16 protein-coding genes are annotated in these 14881 nt (G+C 62.8%); 9 read left to right on the top strand and 7 right to left on the bottom strand.

The features are described from left to right. The first annotated feature begins 55 nt into the window (after positions 1 to 55). From PP4_RS03530 to PP4_RS03505, 6 genes are read left to right on the top strand one after another with little or no spacing between them, the layout of a single operon-like run. On the top strand, positions 56 to 661 hold the full coding sequence (locus PP4_RS03530; protein WP_016497910.1) for a CDP-alcohol phosphatidyltransferase family protein: 606 nt from the start codon (positions 56 to 58) through the stop codon (positions 659 to 661). Between the two features lie 31 nt (positions 662 to 692). Next, a complete protein-coding gene (locus tag PP4_RS03525; protein ID WP_016497909.1) occupies positions 693 to 2447 on the top strand; it encodes a bifunctional alpha/beta hydrolase/class I SAM-dependent methyltransferase in 1755 nt (584 codons plus the stop codon). Then, positions 2448 to 3896 carry a phosphatase PAP2/dual specificity phosphatase family protein gene (locus PP4_RS03520; RefSeq protein WP_016497908.1) on the top strand — a complete coding sequence of 483 codons (1449 nt, stop codon included), beginning with the start codon at positions 2448 to 2450 and terminating at the stop codon, positions 3894 to 3896. Next, positions 3893 to 4324, top strand: a complete 432-nt coding sequence (locus tag PP4_RS03515; RefSeq protein WP_016497907.1) for a hypothetical protein — start codon at positions 3893 to 3895, stop codon at positions 4322 to 4324. The genes PP4_RS03520 and PP4_RS03515 overlap by 4 nt, the downstream gene beginning before the upstream one ends. Positions 4325 to 4334: 10 nt before the next feature. Then, positions 4335 to 4958, top strand: coding sequence for a lysophospholipid acyltransferase family protein (locus PP4_RS03510; RefSeq protein ID WP_016497906.1), 624 nt, complete (start codon positions 4335 to 4337; stop codon positions 4956 to 4958). A 1-nt stretch (position 4959) separates the two neighbouring features. Beyond that, a complete protein-coding gene (locus tag PP4_RS03505) occupies positions 4960 to 5892 on the top strand; it encodes a phosphatidate cytidylyltransferase (RefSeq protein WP_016489124.1) in 933 nt (310 codons plus the stop codon). A gap of 19 nt (positions 5893 to 5911) precedes the next feature. On the opposite strand, the gene PP4_RS03500 is transcribed toward PP4_RS03505, so the two are convergent. Together PP4_RS03500 and PP4_RS27735 are read right to left on the bottom strand one after the other, a co-directional pair. Then, positions 5912 to 6319 (bottom strand): type II toxin-antitoxin system HicB family antitoxin, encoded by a 408-nt coding sequence (locus tag PP4_RS03500; RefSeq protein WP_016497905.1) that lies wholly within the window; start codon positions 6317 to 6319, stop codon positions 5912 to 5914. Continuing rightward, positions 6316 to 6543 carry a type II toxin-antitoxin system HicA family toxin gene (locus PP4_RS27735; RefSeq protein ID WP_016497904.1) on the bottom strand — a complete coding sequence of 76 codons (228 nt, stop codon included), beginning with the start codon at positions 6541 to 6543 and terminating at the stop codon, positions 6316 to 6318. Before PP4_RS27735 ends, PP4_RS03500 begins: the two co-directional genes overlap by 4 nt. Before the next feature lie 352 nt (positions 6544 to 6895). On the opposite strand from PP4_RS27735, the gene PP4_RS03490 reads away from it, so the two are divergent. Then, positions 6896 to 7240 carry a cupin domain-containing protein gene (locus tag PP4_RS03490; protein WP_003258412.1) on the top strand — a complete coding sequence of 115 codons (345 nt, stop codon included), beginning with the start codon at positions 6896 to 6898 and terminating at the stop codon, positions 7238 to 7240. 209 nt (positions 7241 to 7449) lie between these two features. On the opposite strand, the gene mmsB is transcribed toward PP4_RS03490, so the two are convergent. Together mmsB and PP4_RS03480 are read right to left on the bottom strand one after the other, a co-directional pair. Next, complete coding sequence (gene mmsB, locus PP4_RS03485) at positions 7450 to 8337, bottom strand: 3-hydroxyisobutyrate dehydrogenase (protein WP_016497903.1); 888 nt, start codon at positions 8335 to 8337, stop codon at positions 7450 to 7452. Positions 8338 to 8346: 9 nt separating this feature from the next. Next, positions 8347 to 9873 carry a CoA-acylating methylmalonate-semialdehyde dehydrogenase gene (locus PP4_RS03480; RefSeq protein ID WP_016497902.1) on the bottom strand — a complete coding sequence of 509 codons (1527 nt, stop codon included), beginning with the start codon at positions 9871 to 9873 and terminating at the stop codon, positions 8347 to 8349. Positions 9874 to 10005: 132 nt separating this feature from the next. On the opposite strand from PP4_RS03480, the gene PP4_RS03475 reads away from it, so the two are divergent. Then, positions 10006 to 10956 (top strand): LysR family transcriptional regulator, encoded by a 951-nt coding sequence (locus PP4_RS03475; protein WP_041167549.1) that lies wholly within the window; start codon positions 10006 to 10008, stop codon positions 10954 to 10956. A 366-nt stretch (positions 10957 to 11322) separates the two neighbouring features. Beyond that, on the top strand, positions 11323 to 12318 hold the full coding sequence (locus PP4_RS03470; RefSeq protein WP_016497900.1) for an IS110 family RNA-guided transposase: 996 nt from the start codon (positions 11323 to 11325) through the stop codon (positions 12316 to 12318). A gap of 49 nt (positions 12319 to 12367) precedes the next feature. On the opposite strand, the gene PP4_RS03465 is transcribed toward PP4_RS03470, so the two are convergent. The 3 genes from PP4_RS03465 to PP4_RS03455 are packed head-to-tail and all read right to left on the bottom strand — an operon-like array spanning position 12368 to position 14698. Next, on the bottom strand, positions 12368 to 12859 hold the full coding sequence (locus tag PP4_RS03465; RefSeq protein ID WP_016497899.1) for an OmpA family protein: 492 nt from the start codon (positions 12857 to 12859) through the stop codon (positions 12368 to 12370). Positions 12860 to 12863: 4 nt separating this feature from the next. Then, complete coding sequence (locus PP4_RS03460) at positions 12864 to 14135, bottom strand: diguanylate cyclase domain-containing protein (RefSeq protein WP_016497898.1); 1272 nt, start codon at positions 14133 to 14135, stop codon at positions 12864 to 12866. Next, complete coding sequence (locus tag PP4_RS03455) at positions 14132 to 14698, bottom strand: YfiR family protein (protein ID WP_016497897.1); 567 nt, start codon at positions 14696 to 14698, stop codon at positions 14132 to 14134. Before PP4_RS03455 ends, PP4_RS03460 begins: the two co-directional genes overlap by 4 nt. Positions 14699 to 14881: the final 183 nt, after the last annotated feature.

The raw sequence follows: 14881 nt of genomic DNA, 5'->3' as shown, positions 1-14881 counted from the left end.
TTTTTTCGGCCGGTCGCACACAATCCCCCATCGCACCACGAAAAAGGATTTTCCAGTGGCATCGATCTACCAGCTCAAACCGCGCTTCCAGGCCCTGCTGCGCCCAGCAGTCCAGCGCCTTTACGACCGCGGTGTCACCGCCAACCAGGTTACCGTCGCCGCCGCCGTGGTGTCGGTCCTGCTGGGCTTGCTACTGGCCGCCCTGCCCCACGTCACCTGGCTGTTCATCCTGATACCGGTGTGGATGCTGCTGCGCATGGCACTGAACGCCGTCGACGGCATGTTGGCCAGGGAGTTCGGCCAGCAATCTACCCTCGGCGCCTACCTCAACGAACTCTGCGACGTGATCGCCGACGCTGCCCTGTACCTGCCCTTCGCCCTGCTGGCCGGGGTTTCTCCGGTGCTGGTGGTGCTGGTGGTGCTGTGTGCCACCTTCAGCGAATACGCCGGCGTCATGGGCCCGCTGGCTGGCGCCTCGCGCCGTTACGACGGCCCCATGGGCAAAAGCGACCGGGCCTTTGCCTTCGGCGTGCTGGGCACCGGGGTCGCCTTTGGCCTGCTGAACGGCAGCTGGATCAATGGCCTGCTGCTGGTCATCCTCGCGCTCTCGCTCTATACCCTCTACAACCGGGTTCGCCAGGGGCTGGCCGAAACCCGCTGAGCCCAAAGCCGCCGCAAAAAGGACGTTGATAATGCGCCAAGCGCAAGCGCTGCACTTCTCCACCCATGACGGTGTCGAGTTGCACTACCGTCATTGGCCTGCCACCCGCAACGAGCACCAGCCACGCCGGGCCGTGGTGATGTTCCACCGCGGCCATGAACACGGCGGGCGCATGGCCCACCTGGCCGATGAACTGGACATGCCGGGCTATGATTTCTTCGCCTGGGATGCCCGCGGCCATGGCCAGTCGCCAGGCGCACGCGGCGACAGCCCGGGGTTTGCCACCAGCGTGCGCGACGTGCAGACCTTCATCGAACATATCCAGGCCCATCACGGCATCGCCGAGCACGACCTGGTGGTGCTGGCGCAAAGCGTCGGCGCGGTGCTGATTGCCACCTGGGCCCACGACTACGCGCCCAAGGTACGCTGCCTGGTGCTGGCCTCGCCCGCGTTCAAGGTCAAGCTGTACGTGCCATTCGCCCGCCCTGGCCTGAAGCTGCTCAAGGCCTTGCGCGGCAACTTCTTCGTCAACAGCTACGTCAAGCCACGCCTGCTCACTCACGACCCCGAGCGGGTGATGTCTTACGTGGCCGACCCGCTTATCAGCCGGCCAATTTCGGTGACCATGCTGCTGGGCCTGTACGAAGCCGCTGACCGGGTAGTGGCGGATGCCCAGGCCATTCAGGTACCCACCCAATTGCTGGTATCCGGGGCCGACTTCGTGGTCGAGCGCCAGCCGCAGGAGCGCTTTTTCGAACGGCTGGGCAGCACGCGCAAGGAAATGCACATCCTGCCGGGCTTCTTCCACGACACCCTCGGTGAGCGTGACCGGGCCCATGCCCTGAAGCGCATCGAACGGTTCGTAGAGCACTGCTTCGCCAGCCCCGCCGCCCTGCCGTCACTGCTTGATGCCGACAAGACGGGCGCCAGTTGCGCCGAAGCCGAAAGCCTGGCCGCACCGTTGCCGCGCCACTCGCCGCGTGACCTTTACTGGCGCGCCACCCGCGCCGGGCTTAGCCTGGGCAAGGGGTTGTCTGCGGGGGTGAAACTGGGCTTCGACACCGGCTTCGATTCGGGCAGCACGCTCGACTACGTGTACCGCAACCAACCAACCGGCAAGGGCAAGCTGGGCCGCCTGGTCGACCAGAACTACCTCGACGCCATCGGCTGGCGTGGCATTCGCCAGCGCAAGCTGCACGTCGAGGAACTGCTGCGCCTGGCCATCGCCCGGCTGCGCGAACAACAGCGGCCCGTGCACATTGTCGATATCGCCGCCGGCCATGGCCGCTACATCCTCGAAGCACTGCAAGACCTTGAGCAGTTGCCAGACTCGATCCTGCTGCGCGACTACAGCGAGCTTAACGTGCAGCAAGGCAGCGCGCTGATCACCGAGAAGGGCCTGGCCGACATCGCCCGCTTCGTCCAGGGCGATGCCTTCGACCGCCAGAGCCTGGCCACGCTGGAGCAGCCGCCGACCCTGGCGGTGGTCTCGGGGCTCTACGAACTGTTCCCCAGCAACCAGCTGGTGGGCAACTCGCTGGCCGGCCTGGCCGATGCCGTGGAAGATGGCGGTTATCTGGTCTACACCGGCCAGCCGTGGCACCCGCAACTGGAGATGATCGCCCGCGCCCTTACCAGCCACCGGGGTGGCGAGGCCTGGGTGATGCGACGCCGCAGCCAGGCCGAAATGGACCAGTTGGTAGAGGCGGCCGGTTTCCGCAAGCTGGCCCAGCGCATTGATGAATGGGGGATTTTCAGCGTCAGCCTGGCACAGCGGGTGCGCTGAATGAACCCATCACGCGAGCCAGGGCTGATCCGCCGGGGCGTGTTCTGGCTTCTGCTGCTGGGGCCGTTGTTTTTCCTCAGCTATGGGCTGGCGAACAGCCATACCGCCGGGCGTAGTGATGTCGGCAGCCTGGTGTTCGGCTGGGAGCGCAGCATGCCGCTGTGGCCCTGGACGATCATCCCGTACTGGTCGATCGACTTGCTCTACGGGCTGTCCTTTCTGCTGCCGCGCACACGCCAGGAAATGGACCGGCACGCGCTGGCACTGCTCAGCGCACAGGTGATCAGTGTCACCTGCTTCCTGCTGTGGCCGCTGCGGTTCACCTTCGAACGGCCAGAGCTGGGTGGGCTGTTCGGCTGGCTGTTCGATGTACTGATGGGCTTCGACAAACCGTTCAACCAGGCGCCATCGCTGCACATTGCGCTGCTGGTGATCATCTGGACGATGTTTGCCCGGCATGTGCAGCGCCAGCCCTGGCGATGGCTGATGCATGGCTGGATGGCGTTGATCGGGGTGTCGGTACTGACCACCTGGCAGCATCATTTCATTGATGTACCCACGGGTGCATTGGCGGGGTTTGCCTGCGTCTGGCTGTGGCCGCATCAGGGGCGACTGCCCTGGCAACAGGCGCGCCTGGCACAGGATGCCAAGCGCTGGCGGGTGGCGTTTTATTATGCCGTCGGCGCTGTTTTGTGCGCTGTGCCTGCCGTTGTGTCGGGCGGCGCCTGGTTGTGGTTGGCCTGGCCGTCCGTGTCGCTGGCACTGGTTGCGCTGAACTATGGTTTGTTGGGTGCACGCGGGTTTCAGAAAGGCGCCGATGGGCGCTTGTCGAATGCGGCCAGCTGCCTGCTGGCACCGTATTTGGTCGGAGCGTGGGTCAATTCGCGGCTCTGGACCCGGCACCACCCACAGGCCGATGAAGTGTGCGATGGCGTGTATCTAGGGAGGATCCCAGGGCACAGCACACCATTCGCTGCGATTGTGGATTTGTGCGCCGAGCTGCCTTGCGCTGTTAGCCGCCCTGCTGCGGACATTTGTGGGAGCGGCCTTGTGTCGCGAAAGGGCTGCGCAGCAGCCCCGGCAATGTCTGCTGCGAAGCTGAACGGGGGCCGCTTCGCGCCCCTTTCGCGACACAAGGCCGCTCCTGCAACGGTCGCGCCAGCCTTTGAGTATCAGTGCTTCCCTACCCTGGATCTGATAGCGCCGGACGTCGCCCTGTTACAACAGGCCGCCAACGCCATCGAACGCCTGCGCGCCCAAGGCCCCTTGCTGGTCTGCTGTGCTCTGGGCTATTCACGCAGCGCCAGCGCCGTGGCCGCCTGGCTGCTGCTCTCCGGCCGCTGCAGCGACGCCCAGCAGGCCGAAGCACTGATCCGCAAAGCCCGGCCCGGCATCGTTCTGCACCCGGCACACCGCCTGGCCTTGCAACAGCTTGGAGCACAGCCATGAACCTGCGTGTGGTGGCCAGCCTGCTGGGTCGCGGCAAACAGCTGGAACGCTTGTCCGACGGCCTCACCCTGCTGGCCCTGGCCTACGGCCTTGCACCTTTGTTGGGTGCCCCACTTCAACCGCTGGCCAGCCTGCTGTGCGGCGTGCTGCTGGTGCTTGGCGTGATGCACAAGTACTGGGCCATCCGCGTGGCCATAGATGCCGAACTGTTCACCCACCTCGCCAGCAGCAACCACCTGGCAGCGGACACCCAGGCCCTGGACCGCGCCCTGTTCGAGCTGAAACTGAAACCGCAGGCCACGGACGCCCGCGCCTGGCCTGACCGCAGCCAGGCCGCACTGAACCTGTTGCGCCGCCAGGCAGTGTGCCTGGGCCTGCAGTTGTCGCTGGCCTTGGCTACCCTGCTGACACTGCCTTTGAAGGGATGACCTCCGATCCATGCTCGCCAACCTGACCGCCTACCTCATCACCTCCGCCGCCCGTCTGATCACGGGTGCCCGCGCCCTGTGGCTGGGTTGCACGCCGCTGCCAGTGCAGCGCCTGTACTTCGCCAACCACAGCAGCCACGGTGACTTCGTGCTGCTGTGGGCTTCACTGCCGCAGCCCTTGCGCAAACGCACCCGCCCGGTGGCCGGCGCGGACTACTGGGCCAAGCCGGGCATCCGCGATTTTCTCATTCGCAAGGTGTTCAACGGCGTATTGATCGACCGCCAACGCAGCGAAGGCCAGGGCAGCCCGCTACAGCCGATCCTTGAAGCCGTGGCTCAAGGCGACTCGCTGATCTTCTTCCCGGAAGGCACGCGTAACCTGGGCGACGAGCCACTGATGCCGTTCAGAAGCGGGTTGTACCACCTGGCCGCGGCCAACCCCGACGTCGAGCTCGTACCGGTATGGATCGCCAATCTCAACCGGGTGATGCCCAAAGGCCGCGCCCTGCCCCTGCCGTTGCTGTGCACACTGAGCTTTGGCGAACCGCTGCACCTGCACGCTGACGAAAGCAAGCAGGCCTTTCTCGAGCGGGCCAGCCAGGCCCTGCTGACCCTGGCCCCGAAGGATGCCTGACATGGACGACAACACCCTTTCCCTGTTCGCCGGCATCGGCGCCCTGCTGCTGCTCGCCAGCGTGACCGGCCGCCTGCTGAAGTGGCGCGCCGGCCCGGCGCCACACGCGGTGATCGACAACCTCAACGCCCGCATCAACGCCTGGTGGGTGATGGTGCTGGTGATCGGCATCGCCTTCCTCTTCGGTAAATACGGGGTGATCGTGCTGTTCTATGGCGTGTCGTTCTATGCCCTGCGCGAATTCATGACCCTCACCCCGACCCGGCGCAGCGACTACCCGGCGCTGGTGGCAGCGTTTTATGTGGCACTGCCGGTACAGTACGTGCTGATCGCCATGGACTGGTACGGCCTGTTCAGCATCTTCATCCCGGTGTACCTGTTCCTGCTGCTGCCGATTTTGGCCAGCTTCGGCGGCGATACCACGCGTTTTCTCGAACGTGCGTCGAAGGTGCAGTGGGGGCTGATGATCGCGGTTTACTGCGTATCGTCGGTGCCCGCCTTGATGACCCTGGACATCCCCGGCTACGAGGGGCGGAACCTGCTGCTGATCGCCTGGCTGATCCTGGTGGTGCAGATCAGCGACGTGCTGCAATACGTGTGCGGCAAGCTGTTTGGCAAGCACAAGGTGGCCCCCAACCTGTCACCATCCAAGACCGTAGAAGGGTTGGCCGGCGGCGTGGCACTGGCCACCCTGATCGGCGCCCTGTTGTGCTGGATCACCCCGTTCACCTTCTGGCAGGCCGCGCTGATGGCGTTGGCGGTCAACGCCATGGGCTTCTTCGGCGGGCTGGTGATGTCGGCGATCAAGCGCGACCGCGGGGTGAAGGATTGGGGCCACATGATCGAAGGCCACGGCGGCATGCTCGATCGCATGGACTCGGTGTGCTTTGCCGCGCCGGTGTTCTTCCACTTTGTGCGGTACTGGTGGGCGTAACGAATGCACGCGTCCGCGATCAGTGTGAAAGCGCCAGTTCTCGCAACGCAGCCGAAGCCAGAAAACCGGAGCGGGATGCATAACGGTGATCACGCTTCACTTTTTCGTCTATCCGCTGAAGCAGGTTTTCCGGCAGCGTTGCATTGAAGCGAACCGCTTTGCCCAGATAGGGAGTGACGTCAAAATCCACTACGGCCCACACCCCGCCTTCATAGTCGGGGTTCGCCACATGGACATCGACTTCCTGTGCCTGCGGCAACGGCTCGTTATCTGCTACCAACCCTTCGAAATGAAGCGCCAGCGCCTCCTGAACGTTCTCCAGCGCCTGTGCGACTGTAGCGCCGGCGGAGAAGCAACCGGGCACATCGGGAACGGTCACGCCGTAATCCGAGCCGGTGTCTTTGTGTAATACAACCGGAATCTTCATTGATTACCTCCGTTGACGCTCGTGCTGGCAACGCTACCGGTTTGAATCAGACCGGCCTGTTTCAGAATGCTGCGTACCGTGCCTTTGGGCAGCTCGGTCTCGGGATGAGGAACAGTTACTCGCCCCTTTTTTGTGGGGTGCCGAAATTGGTGATGACTGCCTTTTACCTCGACCTCATACCACCCGTCAGCTTCGATTAGCTGGATGACTTCACGACTGCGCATGCACACTTCCTTCGGCGGTCGATGTGTATCATACACACCGACTTAACCAGAACAAAGCGCAGTACACACTATGCATACGTCTTGAGACTAGCGGACAGTCTGGATGAATCTGTAGGGACATGCGGAGTGACATGAAGGAAGTATCACCCTGCCACCGATGTCCTTGGAATCGTTGCCGACTCATGCCGCCGCAAGCGCCGACAGTGTGCACGTTGGGCTTGCGCACATCACTGTCGAGGTAAACCGCCTAGCATAGCGCGAGCAGACAGCTGGACGTCGAGCCCAGGCAACTGCGGCTCGGCCGATGGCCCTATGGTGACCAGTCATTCAGCCAGTCACCAGGAGTTGTCCCATGTCCGATTTCATCACCGTCCTGCGCGAAACCTGCCCGACGCCGGTCGTGGACGCCACCAAGTGGAAGCGCATCGGCGGCGATCCGCACACCGTCAACCTCAATGCCTACCTGTCGGCCGACGGCAGCAAGATCATGGGCACCTGGATCTGCACCCCGGGCAAGTTCGAGGTCAACTACGAGAAGTGGGAGTTCTGCCACTTCCTTGATGGCTACTGCATCATCACCCCGGAAGGCGAAGAGCCGAAGCACCTGAAAGCCGGTGACGTGTTCGTGATCGAGCCCGGGATGAAAGGCACCTGGGAAGTGGTCGAGACCGTGCGCAAGTATTTCGTCTTCGCCTGATTTGTAAACTTCACCGGCCCTATCGCCGGCAAGCCGGGCTCCCACAGGTACAGCACTGGCCTTCAAACCAGCGCTGGACCTGTGGGAGCCCGGCTTGCCGGCGATAGGGCCGGAACAGGCAAAAAAAATCGCGGGGCAGGTGCCCTTCCCTCTGGTGCGCAGTTACAGAGGGAAGGCCGCCTGGCCCGCGATGAAGCCCACCTCTTGCGTCAATCTTTCTTGCGATAACCCTCGACGATGGCCGAGAAGTCCTTGCCTCCCTCGCCACGCAGGCTCATGGCCTGATACAGCTGCTGGGCCACGGCGCCGAGGATCACCGGTTGGTGAGCCTGGCGTGCCGCTTCAGTGGCCAGCCCTAAATCCTTGAGCATCAGTTCGGCGCCAAAGCCGCCGGTATAGCCACGCGATGCCGGTGCCGTTTCGATAATGCCCGGCCACGGGTTGTAGGTGTCCGAACTCCAGCAACGCCCGGTCGAGCTGTTGATAATGCCGGCCAGCACCTTGGTGTCGATGCCCAGCGCGTTGCCCAGGGCCATGGCCTCGGACACGCCAATCATCGAAATACCCAGCAGCAGGTTGTTGCAGATCTTGGCGATCTGCCCGGTGCCGACTTCACCGCAATGCACGATGTTGCGGCCCATCTGCTCCAGTACCGGCTTGAGCGTGGCGAACAGCTCGGCGCTGGCACCGACCATGAAGGTCAGGGTACCCGCCGCTGCGCCGCCAGTGCCACCGGAGACCGGCGCGTCGCCCAGGTCCACGCCTTTGGCCGCTGCTGCCTTGGACACATCACGGGCGGTCTGGGGGTCGATGGTGCTGCAGTCCACGGTAGGCGTACCGGCACGAATACCGGCCAGCACGCCATCCTCGTTCAGGTACACGCTGCGCACATGGGCCGCAGCTGGCAGCATTGTGATCACCAGCTCGCTGTTGGCCGCCGCGTCCTTGGGCGACGGGCTGATCTGCCCACCCAGTTCTGCCAGCTCGGCCAGCACGGCCTTGTTGAGGTCGAACAGGTTCAGTTGGTGCCCGGCCTTGATCAGGTTGCGGGCCATGGGCGCGCCCATGTTGCCGAGGCCGATGAATGCGATACGCATGACTTCTCCTTAGCGCAGGCTGATGGTGGTGTTCACACCGTCATTGATGCTGTCGTCATCAAACCAGCGGGCGGTGACGGTCTTGGTCTGAGTGTAGAACTGCACCACTTGCTTGCCGTACGGGCCGAGGTCGCCGAGCTTGGAGCCACGGGAGCCGGTGAAGCTGAAGAACGGTACCGGTACCGGGATCGGGATGTTGATGCCGACCTGGCCGATATCGATTTCGCTCTGGAACTTGCGCGCTGCCGCGCCGCTCTGGGTGAACAGGCCGGTGCCGTTACCGAACGGGTTGGCGTTGACCAGCGCAATGGCCTCGTCGAGGGTATCGACCTCCAGGGTGACCAGCACCGGGCCGAAGATTTCCTGGGTATACACCTGCATGTCGGTCTTCACGCCCGAGAACAGGGTTGGGCCAACGAAGTTGCCTTGCTCGTAGCCCGGCACCGTGACCTCGCGGCCGTCGAGTTCCAGCTTGGCGCCTTCCTTGATGCCGCTTTCGATCAGGCCCAGCACACGCTCCTTGGCGCGTTTGGAAACCACCGGGCCAACGTCGGTGCCCGGTTCGCAGCCGGCATTGACCTTGAGCTTGCTCGCCGCGTCCTTGATGTCGGGCAGCCACTCACGGGCCTTGCCCACCAGCACCGCCACCGAGGTGGCCATGCAGCGCTGGCCCGCCGCGCCGAAGGCAGCACCGACCAGGGCGTTGACGGTTTGCGTGCGGTTGGCATCGGGCAGCACTACCGCGTGGTTCTTGGCGCCCATCATCGACTGCACGCGCTTGCCGTGCTGGCTGCCGAGGTTGTACACATGGGTGCCGACTTCGGTAGAACCGACGAAGGAAATTGCCTTGATGTCCTGATGCGTGCAGATGGCATCCACCACTTGCTTGCCACCGTGCACCACGTTGAGCACGCCTGCCGGTACGCCGGCTTCCAGCGCCAGCTCGACCAGCAGCATGGTCGACAGCGGATCCTGCTCGGAAGGTTTGAGCACGAAGGTGTTGCCGCAGACGATGGCCATGGGGAACATCCACAGCGGGATCATGGCCGGGAAGTTGAACGGAGTGATACCGGCGCATACGCCGATTGGCTGGCGCAGGGTGTAGGTATCGACACCGCCGGCGACGTTCTCGGCGAACTCGCCCATCTGCAGGGTACCAATGGACGCGGCGTGTTCGACCACTTCCAGGCCGCGGAAGATATCGCCTTCAGCATCGGCCAGGGTTTTGCCCTGCTCGGCGCTGAGCACCTGGGCAATGCGTTTGGTGTGTTCGCGGATCAGCGCCTGCAGCTTGAGCATGATGCGCATGCGCGCGCCAATCGGGGTGTTGCGCCAGGTCTGGAACGCGCTGTGGGCAGCCGCCACGGCAGCGTCGACTTCCTCGACGGTGGCGAACGGCACGCGCGCCAGCACCTCTTGGGTGGCCGGGTTGACGATGTCGCGCCACTCGGTAGTTTTCGATTCGACCCACTGGCCGTTGATCAGCAGCTTCACCTGCTCGACCTTGGTGCTGTTAGGGGACTGCGGTGCGTTCATCTGCGTTCTCCTTGGAATTATTGTCGGGACGAGATCGCCAGCGCCAAGCAAACGCGAGGTGGCGTCCTGAGGCTTGTTTCGAGTATAGATGTGCAAACATCCAACAAGAACGCACAAAAAAACCGGATCATCATGCAAAAAGACCTCACATCCCTGAGCGCGCTCAACTGGGACGACCTGAAGTTTTTCCTTGAAGTGGCCCGCACCCGCAAGGCCAGCAGCGCCGCCAAACGCCTGAGCGTGGACTACACCACGGTGTCGCGGCGGATCAGCTCGCTGGAGGGGGCGCTGGGCACGTTGCTGTTCGAAAAGTCGCGGACCAACGGCTTTGTCCTCACCGCCGAGGGCCAGCGCTTGCTCGGTTATGCCGAGTCGATCGAAAGCACGCTGCACATGGCGTGCGAGCAGGTGTCCGGGTCGGGCGTGGCGTTGTCGGGGCATGTACGCATGGGCTGCACCGAGGGCTTCGGCAGCTTTTTCATCACCCCACAGCTAAGCCACTTCGTTGATGCCTACCCGGCGATTTCTGTGGATATCCTGCCACTGCCGCACTTCATCAGCCTGTCCAAGCGCGAGGCGGACATCGTCATTGCCCTGGAGCGGCCGGAGCATGGGCCTTATGTGTGCTGCAAGCTGTGCGATTACCGCTTGCGGCTGTATGCGACCCAGGATTACCTGGACGGCCATGCGCCGATCCGCCAGGTAGCGGACTTGGCCAAACACCCGTTCATCAGTTACGTGGATGACCTGGCGTTCAGTTCGGAGCTTTTGTACCTGGCCAACCTGATTCCCGGTGCCAACGCGCACTTGCGCAGTACCAGTGTGATTGCGCAGTACACCGCCGCGTTGCAGGGGCGTGGGCTGGCGATACTGCCGTGCTTCCTTGCGGCGCAAGACCCGCGGCTGGTGACGGTGCTGCCCGAGGAGATCGAGGTGACGCGGCAGTTCTGGATGTACTGCCGGGAGGACTTGCGCAAGTTGAAGCGCATTACCTTGCTGTGGGATTACATCCGTGGGGTGACCGAGGCGAATGCACCGTTGTTGATGGGGGAAACCCGCGACATGCGCTTTGCCCAGGAGTGATGCTGCTGCGTAGCTCCTTTGCAGGAGCAGCCTTTTGCTGCGAAGGGGCCGGTCATGGCAATACAACTGCTGTGCCTGGTCTGGCCTCTTCGCAGCACAAGGCTGCTCCTTGTATGTTGTGCCTAGCCTGATGAGAGAGGTTATTCTCGTCAGGCTATAGAAGCACTTCCGGGGAGGCCGATCGCTCCTGAAGGCAGGGTTTGCCCCTGACCTTGTCTGTAGAGAGGCCCCCCGCCTCATTGCCCACTACGAAGAGTATCGAGAAGCCGACAAGTCGGACTTCGCATTACAAGGTTGCAGCGGCATGAAGTTCGAGGTCGGGGAACCGGAGGCCATTGTTACCTAACTCGCTTGGGAGTGGGAAGAATGAATGTCTGTGTGGGCCTGGATATTGGTTCTCGTACGTCGATCGTTGGGGTGCGTAAAGATGGGCGTCCCGCTGGACAGTGGGATATCGCTCAGACCCCTGCGGGTCGTAAGGCAGCGGTGAAAAAGCTGCAGGCGCTCAAGCCCAAGTCGATCGTGATGGAGGCGACCGGAATCTATTACCTGGACCTGGCCCTTGAGCTGCATGCTGCCGACCTTCCTGTTTCGGTGATCAACCCCAAGAGCTTCCATAATTTCGCCAAGCTGATGCTGGTGAACAGTAAAACTGACTCGATAGATGCTCAGTTGCTGTCCGAGTACGGTGAACGTATGACACCGCGCTTGTGGACACCGCCAAGCTCCGTACAGCTTGAGCTGAGGGCTCTTGGCCGGCACATCAATCGTCTGGTCGGGCACCGCACCAGGGCGAAGAATGAACTGCATGCATTGCAGGCGACCGCTACGACCGTGTCGATGCTGATCGAAGATCAAGAGGAAGCGATTGCCACTTTGGACAATCGCATTGAGCGTTTCCGCAAGGCCGGACGTGAGTTGATCGCTCAGTGTCCGACGCTTAACCGGCAGTACAAGCAGTTACTAGCGGGCCCGGGAATGGGAGAAGTCTCGGCACTTGCTGCCTTGGCTGAGCTGACCACCCTTCCTCAAATGCTCAAGTCCTCTCAGGTCGCTCGTCATGCTGGTCTAGATGTTCGACAGACACAGTCGGGGACAAGCATTGATAAACCTGGTCGGCTCGGCAAAAGCGGGAATGCCTATTTACGGGCAGCCATGTACATGCCTGCGTTGACGGCGGTGCGCTGCGATCCTTACGCGAAGGCCTTTTATGAATCGCTGGTCAGCAGGGGGAAGAAAAAAATGCAAGCGATCGCCGCTGTCATGCGCAAGTACCTGACGGGCATATGGGCATGCATGCGCGGCGATGAACCATTTGATACGGCCAAGCTTTTCAGCTCTGAACACCTTAGAAAAGCTTGACCGCCAACAGAGTATCTACAGAGAAATGTGATAGCTCAGCGGACAGCGATCAGTAGGACGCCACCACGATCGACACCCGACGGTTTTCGGTGCGCCCGGCACTGGTGCGGTTGTCCGCCACTGGCTGGCTGCTGCCCAGGCCGCGGCTCTGGATGTTCTGCGCCTGCATGCCAACCCCGACCAGCGCCCTGGTCACGCTCTGCGCACGGCGCTCGGACAACTGCTGGTTGTACGCCGCTTTGCCCGACGAATCGGCATGGCCGTCCACCCGCACGCCCTGGATGCCAACGCCAAGCAGCGCCTTGCCAATGCGCTCGACAATTGCCTGGCTCTGGCCGTTGAGGCCATCCAGATCGCTACCGAACAGCACTTTGCCAGACAAATCATAGGCCCAGCCTTCATCGGTGGGGGTAAAGCCTTCGCGCTTGAGCACGGCGATCTGTTCGGGGGTCAGGCCTTTTTGGGGGGGGCTCTGGCAACCGGTCAGCGCCAGCACGGCGAGCAACAACGCCCAAAGGGGGAAACGTAAAGCGTGTATCACGGGTTCAACTCCTGTTCTTGATTTCATTGGCGGACCGTTCCGTCTGCGCCACTTGCCAATGGCCACGGCGTTTGCGCTTGGCCTGGTACATCGCCGCATCGGCGGCATTGAGAAGACTGGCGGGGTCAGCGCCGTCATCCGGGTAATAGGCAATACCGACACTCAGTGAGGTGGCGATACTACGGCCACTGTCCAGCTGCACGGGCAGCTTCATGCTGGCAACAATCTTCTCGGCAATGAGCTCGGCGTCCTCGCGCGACTGCAAAGGTGTAAGCAGTACCGCAAACTCATCACCGCCCAGGCGTGCCACCAAGTCGTGCTCACGCAGTTGGGCACGCACGCGGTCGGCCACGCTGATCAGTACTTCGTCACCCACGGCATGGCCGAGGGTGTCGTTGATCTGCTTGAAGTGGTCGCTGTCGAGGAACAGCAGCGCCAGGTGGTCCTGCTGCCGCGCAGCGTTTCGCACGCTGCGGTTCAGGCGCCCTTCGAAGAAGGCGCGGTTGGGCAGGCCGGTCAGGCTGTCGTGGCTGGCCTGGTGGGCAAGGGTCTGGTTTTCGTTCTGCAGGTGGCTGTGCCATACCTCCAGTTCGTCGAGCAGGGCATTGAAGTCGTTGCCCAGTTCGTTGAGTTCGGCAATCGGTGCTTCCGGCACGCGCCGGTCGAAACTGCGCTCGCGGCGGGCGGCGTGGGCGACGCTGGCCAGGCCACGCAGCGGGCGGACGATATCGCTGAGCAGTCGCCGCGACAGGTATTGCGCCGCCAAGGCACTGAGTATTGTGCAGAACAGGATGCCGGCCAAGCCGCTCAGCAGGAACAGCAACAGGCTACGGCCCTGGCCGACCAGTTCGATGTGCCCGACCTGCTGTTGCTGGTGCAGGATCGGCAGGTTCACCGGCTCATCCAGCAACGCGGTGGCAACCTGCACTTCAAGCTTGGCGAGCATGCCAGTATCGGCGCGTTGCCAGTGCGCCAGCAGCTCGCCTTCGTCGTTGAAGACCTTGGCCTCGGCCACCTCCTCGCGACTGGCGATCAGCGCCAGCGATTCATTGGCCGCAGCACTGTCATCGAATACCACCGCCGCTTCCACGGTGTAGTTGATCGACCGGGCGATCAGGTGCAGGTTGTGATTGGCGTAGACGCGCAGGGCGAGCACGCCCAGCAGCGTGAGTGAAATACCGGCCAGGCCCACGGCGAGCAAGGCAACGCTGAGGTGGCCACGGCCCAGCACCGAGCGCAGGGTCGGGCGCACGCCCTGCTTGCGGGTCGGCTTCATGGCTGCACCGCCCGGCGCCGCGACAACTGCAGCACACTGGGGTGGATGCGTACGCCGGAACGCGCCACCGAGTCGAGATTGACGTCAAAGGCCACCTGCTGGTCGCTGACCCGCAGGCAGAACAGGCTGCCAACCGTACACGGGTCGTTCGCTTCGCTGATGCTCAGTACCGGGTGGCCGCTGACGCGCTCGAACAGCCGGTCACGCTGGCCCTGGTCGAGTTTGCCGATGTAGATGGCATCGCAGGCTTGAGCGACCTGAGTGTCTTCTGCCAGCAGGCGCCGCACCTGCAGCGGGCGGCCGGACTCCTGCACATGGCCTTTGATCAGGTCATCGGCGTATTCGGTCGGGCCGACCAGGCACAAGCGCAAGGGTGAAGGTTCGACAGGCCAACGGGCGTAACTGAAGATGCCGAGTACCACTTGGGTGACGGCCTTGGCGCGTTGCTGCACCTGGGCGGCGGTTGTGGCGGTTTCTGCCTGGGCGGGGCCTGCAGAAAGGAACAGGACGGCCAGCAATAGCGAAAGCGCACAGCTTGTCACTCGCCTTGCGGCCACGTTCATGTGGGAAATCTCTTAAAGTCCTTACCACTATCGGCGCAAAGATAGCACATGGCCGCATCGTTGTAGGAATGAGCTGGTTCATGTGTCGGGGTTGATGGCCCAATCGCCGGCAAGCCAGCTCCCACAGGTGCAGCACAGCTTTCAAAGGCTGTGGAATCCCTGTGGGAGCTGGCTTGCCGGCGA

This window comes from Pseudomonas putida NBRC 14164, assembly GCF_000412675.1.
GTDB classification, from domain to species: Bacteria; Pseudomonadota; Gammaproteobacteria; order Pseudomonadales; family Pseudomonadaceae; genus Aquipseudomonas; species Aquipseudomonas putida.
This window is presented reverse-complemented; position numbering and strand designations above follow the sequence as displayed.